Annotated in this window: 4 protein-coding genes and 1 pseudogene; all 5 read right to left on the bottom strand. The window is 65.9% G+C overall.

What is annotated here, in order from left to right; translation table 11 throughout:
* Positions 1 to 235 (bottom strand): annotated as a pseudogene (locus tag JYJ84_RS26840) (putative porin); the annotation flags it as partial.
* Positions 236 to 327: 92 nt separating this feature from the next.
* A complete protein-coding gene (locus JYJ84_RS26835) occupies positions 328 to 1,026 on the bottom strand; it encodes a TonB C-terminal domain-containing protein (RefSeq protein WP_175223344.1) in 699 nt (232 codons plus the stop codon).
* 4 nt (positions 1,027 to 1,030) lie between these two features.
* Positions 1,031 to 1,441, bottom strand: coding sequence for a biopolymer transporter ExbD (locus tag JYJ84_RS26830; RefSeq protein WP_043177386.1), 411 nt, complete (start codon positions 1,439 to 1,441; stop codon positions 1,031 to 1,033).
* An 18-nt stretch (positions 1,442 to 1,459) separates the two neighbouring features.
* A complete protein-coding gene (locus JYJ84_RS26825; protein WP_175223343.1) occupies positions 1,460 to 3,265 on the bottom strand; it encodes a DUF2341 domain-containing protein in 1,806 nt (601 codons plus the stop codon).
* Between the two features lie 66 nt (positions 3,266 to 3,331).
* A complete protein-coding gene (locus JYJ84_RS26820; RefSeq protein ID WP_236027416.1) occupies positions 3,332 to 4,984 on the bottom strand; it encodes a ShlB/FhaC/HecB family hemolysin secretion/activation protein in 1,653 nt (550 codons plus the stop codon).
* Between the last annotated feature and the right edge of the window lie 844 nt (positions 4,985 to 5,828).

The raw sequence follows: 5,828 nt of genomic DNA, 5'->3' as shown, positions 1-5,828 counted from the left end.
TCGCGTTCTGCTGCGTGAGCACGCCGCGCTTCACGAGCAGGTTGATCAGGTTGATCACCACGCTCTCGGTCGGCGCGGCCTTCCCCGATGCTGCCTGCGCCTCGAGCGACTGCCCGTGCGCGGCGGACGCGCAGGCCAGCCCGAGCGTCAGCACCGCCGCGCCGACGCGCGACAGGCGCGCGGGCAGCGCGCCGTTGCGGGGCACCCCACCCCGTCCGTTCATCTTGCCAATCATCGAAGTACTCCGAACAATTTTCGTTTCTTTTCCGGCAGCATCCGTGCGACGGCGCCACCCCATGATTCTTTCGTCGTTTCGCGTACGCATCGTCATGCCGGCTTGCGCCCCTGAAGCTTGACGAGCACCGGATACGACGTCGCGGGCGGCGGCACCTCGTCGACCCTGCCGAGCGCTTCGACCGCCGCGACGACGGCCGCATCGATCTTCGCGTCGCCGGTGGACTGCGCGACCGTCACCTTCGTGATCCGCCCCGCCGCATCCATCCACAGGTTCAGGCTGCCCGCGAAACGCGCGCCGCCGGCTTCCTGCACGCCCTTGTCCTGCTCGATCGCGCGCTGCAGCACGTACACCATGTATTGCGCATAGCTCGCGTTGCCGAACTTGCCGCCCCCGCCGCTGCCGAGCATGCCGGACCCGTCGCCCGCGCCGATGCCGAAGTTGTCGGTGCCCGCCTGCGCATCGGCATTCATCGTCATCTGCTTCGGCTGGTTGTCCGACGGCTTCGGCGCCTCGGACGGCTTCGGTGCGATCGTCGGCCGGTCGACCGGCGTCTTGACCTCTTCCTTCACCTTCTCGGGCGGCGGCTTCTGTTTCGGCGGCGGTGGGGGCGGCGGCAACGGAATCACCGTCGTCACCTGCGGCGCGCTCACGCGCTTCACGCCCGCGGTGTCGCCCGCGAAACGCCAGATCAGCGCGGCCACGCCCGCGAGCACCAGCGCGATCGCGACGGGCTTCACGTAGCGGCCGGGGCCCTTGTCCGGCGGGCCGCCGTTGTAGGTCATTTCCATCGCGTCAGCCGCCCTGCTTCGCCTTGCCGGTCACAAGACCGACCTGCGACAGATCGAGGCGGCGCAACAGGTCGAGCACGTCCATCACCTTCTGGTACTGCACGCCCGCGTCGCCCTTCAACACGATCGGAAACTCCGGATTGGTCGCCTTCTCGGTGCGCAGCCGGCTCTCGAGCTCGTCCATCGTCACCGGGTACGCGTCGAGGAATACCTGCCCCGAATCGGCCACCGTGATCGCCTTCGTCTTCGGCTTCGCGAGGCTCGCGGACGAGCTCGCCTTCGGCAGATCGACCTTGATGCCCTGCACCGACGCGGTCGTCATGATGATGAAGATGATCAGCAACACGTACGCGAGGTCGAGCATCGGCGTGATGTTGATGTCGTCGTACGGCTTGTCGTCGTCCTGAACCTGCATGGTGGTCTCCTGCGTGGGTCAGTCGGCCAGCACCGCGTGATCCGGCGCGCGGTGCGCTTCGGCGAGGCGCGTGACGAATTCGTCGACGAACACCTGCATGTTCGCGGTCACGTTCTTGTTGCGGATCAGCAGGTAGTTGTAGCCAAACAGCGCCGGGATCGCGACGAACAGGCCCGTGACCGTCGCGAGCAGCGCGGCCGCGATACCCGGTGCGATCGCGTTCACGTTCACGTCGCCGGCCGCGGCGATCGCCGCGAACGTGATCATCACGCCGACCACCGTGCCGAGCAGCCCGAGGAACGGGCCGCCCGAGATCGCGATCGTCAGCAGCACCATCGACTTCGACAGCTTCTGGTTTTCGCGCACGAGCGTCGCGTCCATCGACGCGCGGATCGCCTCGATCGATTCGGACGTGATCACCGTGCGGCCGTTATCGTCCACGCGGCTGTGGATTTCATGCACGCCGGCCTTGTACAGCCGGTACAGCGACGACTGGTACAGCCGGCGGCCGTCGGCGCTCGCTTCGTCGACATGCGCGAGGCCGACCAGGTGGCGCCCGGCCACTTCGCGGAAACGCTGCACGAAATACTGGTTCGCCTTGTCGACGGTGCCGACGTAGCGTGCCTTCGTCCACATCACGACCCACGACACGAGCGCCATGCCGAGCAGGATCGTGATCACGACCCACGCGTCGACGGTCACCGACTGCACGATCACGCCGAAGTAGCCGAAGCCGAAGCCCGACTGCTTCTCGTCTGCACCGTATGCGACGAGCTTCGATTCCGAGCCCTGCGCGAGCGTGTCGACCGCGATCGCGGCCGGCGAGCGCGCGATCTTCGACAAACGCAGTTCGTCGAGCGCGCCTGCGTAACCGGCGAAGCCCACCGGTGCGCCGGTGGTGTCAGCACCGACCGTTGCGGCGCTGTTCAGCGCAGGCAGCGTCGCCGCGACCTGCGCGGCCTGCTTGCCGTTCACGTAGACGGTCAGGTTCTTGCCGTCGGCCGTGACCGCGAGATACGTCCACTGGTTCACGGCGACTGGCGCAGTGGCCGGCGTGCGTACCGGTGCCGGATTGCCGGCAGCGCCCTGGACTTCCGCGAACGGCACGCCGTTGTCGAGGCCGATCAGCAGCGCGTTTGCGCCGTCGCGACGGCTGTACAGCAGCGTGTTCGGCGTGAGCGCCGACGGCTTCACCCACGCGCTGAACGTGAAGCTGCCACCGGCCGGTACATTCAGCGACGGGCTCGCCGGCAGCGTCAGCGACCCGTTGCCGTCGAACCGCGCACCCTTGCCGACGATGCCGTCCTCGACCGTCTGGAACGACGCGTTCTGCGCATGGTTGCCGTATGCGGTCAGGTCCTTCGGCGGCGCACCCGCCGCGCCGTTGAAGTGGTACACGAGCGTGTAGTCGGCATCGAACGTCTCGGCCGGCTTGCTGCCGTCAGGCGCCTTCTTGTTGCCGTAGTACATCCAGATCGACTCCGCGGCGCCGGCCGGCATCTTCGGGATATCGACCCAGATCAGCGCAACGCCGAGCACCGGATCGTATTGCTCGATGTGGTAGTTCAGCGGCGTCTTGTCGTCGGCAGCGACGAAACGGATGTCCGCGCCGTTGTCGGCCAGCCCGTCGAACTGGAAGTTGCCCGAGTGCAGGCGGATCAGCAGCGGCACACGGCCGGCCGATTCCGCGAGGTTCGCGCCTTTCGCGCTCGCGTCGATCGTGATCGCCTTCCGGTACGACCAGTCGTTCTGCCACCATGCGTTCGCGATGCCGGGCAGCACGCCGAGCATCACCGCCAACAGGAAAAACAAGACTCGCTTCACGATCCACTCCCCGAATGTGCGGGCGCCGCGCTCGTCGCATCGCCCCGGCACGATCAAAAAAATCCGTCAGAAACCCAGCCTTACGTAGAAATCGAATCGCGGGCTGTACTGCCGCGTATAGACACCCGCCTTCAACGGCCAACCAGCTTCGAAATCCGCGCTCGCATACTTCATGATCTGTACCCGTGTGCCGACGCCGACACTCATCAGGTTGAAGCGCGACGTCTGTTCCGGCAGCGGGCTCAGCAGCCACAGGTGCGCCGCGTCGAAGAATGCGTGGAAGCGCCACTCGTTCACGCGGCTGCCGACCGCCCCGCCGAGCCACTTCGCGAGCGACGGGCTGCGCAATTCGACCGATGCGATCACGCCGCTGTCGGCCGTGTCCTCGGCCTGCATGTAGCCGCGCACACTGTTCATCCCGCCCGCGGCGAACTGCTCGCTCGACACGAGCGGCGAGTTCGAGATCTGCGCGTTCACGTGCGCGTTGGCCTGCATGTCGTTCGCGAAGCGCTGCGTGTGGTTGACGTCGAACTTGCCGTACACGAAATCGGGCGTCGCGTTGTAGCGCTTGTTGTCCCATGCACCCCAGTCGCTGCCGAGGCCGCGGATGTTGGTCGTCACCGACGCGGCGAACGACGTCTGCGAGTTCTTCAGGCTCAGCTGCCCGTTGTACGACAGCGTCACCGGCACGTACGTGAGCGGCGCCGTCGAGCTCGGCTGGCCCGGCATCGATACGTTTTCGTCGAAGTGCTTGCGGTCGATCTCGACGCTGACCGAGTGCGCGTAGGTTTCCGTTGCCGGCAGCGAATAGATCGCGGTGAAGCCGTACGTGGTGCCCTTGCCGAGCACGTTGGTGTTCGCGACCGACGCGACGTTGCTGTCCGAATGCACGACCGTCGCGAGGAAGCTCCAGCGCGAATCCTTGATCGGCGCGAGATACGAGAACGCGTAGACACGCGCATCGTTCGGATGCTGCGGCGCGAGCACGTAGGTACCGGAGATCACGTGGCCGAGCTGCCAGAGATTCGAGTAGCTGAGGTTCGCGGTCGTGCGCAGGGTCGACGTGCCGGGGCTGTGGTCGTTGTTCAGTTCGAGCGAACCATGCAGCGGGCTGTGATCGTCGACCTTCAGGTCGACGTCGACCGTCTGCGGCAGCGCGCCCGGCTTGAGGATCGGAATTACCTGCCGGTCCGCCGAGCGATTCAGGTCGGTGAGCTGTTGCTGCGCCTGGTTGAAATCGGGCACCTGGCCCTCGGCCAGCGCGGGCACCGCATCGCGGATGTTCTGTGGCGAGTTGTATTTCGCGCCGTCGACGCGCAAGCGGCCGACCTTCGCCTCGGTCACCTGCAGCAGGATCACGCCGTTCTTCACCTGCTGCTGCGGCAGCTCGACGACGACCGACTGGTAGCCGCGATCCTGGTACACCTTCTGCAACGCGTCACGTGCCGCGTTCACGTCGGCGAGCGTGCGGCCCGGCCCTTCGAACGGATACACGGCCTTCTCGATCTCGAGCGTCGGCAACGTCGTGTTGCCGCGCACCACGAAGGCATTCACGTCGAACGACTGCGGCGTGGCCGGTGCCGCCTTCGCAGCCGGCGCGGCTTCCTGCGCATGAACGCCCGGCGCGAGGCCCAGCCCTCCGGCCAGCACGACACCAGCCAGGCATCGGCAGTTCAGCCGCCATCGTTCACGTGACTTGCGGTCTACTCTCGGCGGCATGCGCCATTCCCCTTTGTTGTTCCGGATCGAAGCGTTGCGCACCGCGCCAGCCGTTCGCTCCGCTATCAAATGCCTGTTTCACTTTGATGACGATTTATTCGTCATCCTTAGCATGATCTACGCAATGCATTTCCCGATTTCCGTACCCGGTGCGTTCAACCGCATCTATCGGAAAGGACGAAGCGACTCCGGAAAACCCGCAACCTTCGTCACGCATCGTCGCGATCGACTGCCTGCCGACACATCGGCACTGCTGCGTCGATCGGCAACGACCATCGTGTGCGTCGCACGAGTCGCCGCTCTCACCTACCTAGACGGAACGGGTCGCGCATTGCCGCAGACTTTTTTCGCGGGCCGTCCGACTGGCCGTCCGACGCGACACCGGAAGCAGGACACGGCCGCCAGCGTGCGGCCTGCAAGGCGCGCGCAACGAGCGCCGGCGCGAATCGCGCGGCGCGTTGCGCAGGAATGTGCGTGGCCCCCGTTTCGTGTACGTATCGTCTGCCGTGGCTGCCAAGGCTTCCGGGCACCGCGTGCTCGCGCGAGCGTCGGCAAACGTGTTGCCGCCCCGAAGGCTGCGCGCGAGGCGCGCCACCCTCCCCCTGCGTGCGGCTCGACAATCCTCAGGTTTCAACCGGGAAGTTTTTGTGACATTCCGCTGAAGATATGCACGAGACGCACACGAGACCGTTTCCGCGCACCGCATGCGCGATGCGGCGCCGCGACGAGCGTCCCGGCCACGAGAAATCCTGCGGTTTGCGGCCGTCCGCTTCGTCTTAGCTATTGGGTAAAAACGTCAACGACCGGATCCCTCCATGTCATTCGCGACGATGTTCGTACGGTG

It is taken from the genome of Burkholderia sp. LMG 13014 (assembly GCF_905232215.1).
Taxonomy (GTDB): domain Bacteria; phylum Pseudomonadota; class Gammaproteobacteria; order Burkholderiales; family Burkholderiaceae; genus Burkholderia.
This window is presented reverse-complemented; position numbering and strand designations above follow the sequence as displayed.

What these genes read in the sequence shown, in the direction of transcription:
- JYJ84_RS26820 (WP_236027416.1), bottom strand. Translation starts at nt 4,984, where the DNA reads ATGCCGCCGAGAGTAGACCGCAAGTCACGTGAACGATGGCGGCTGAAC.
- JYJ84_RS26835 (WP_175223344.1), bottom strand. Translation starts at nt 1,026, where the DNA reads ATGGAAATGACCTACAACGGCGGCCCGCCGGACAAGGGCCCCGGCCGC.
- JYJ84_RS26830 (WP_043177386.1), bottom strand. Translation starts at nt 1,441, where the DNA reads ATGCAGGTTCAGGACGACGACAAGCCGTACGACGACATCAACATCACG.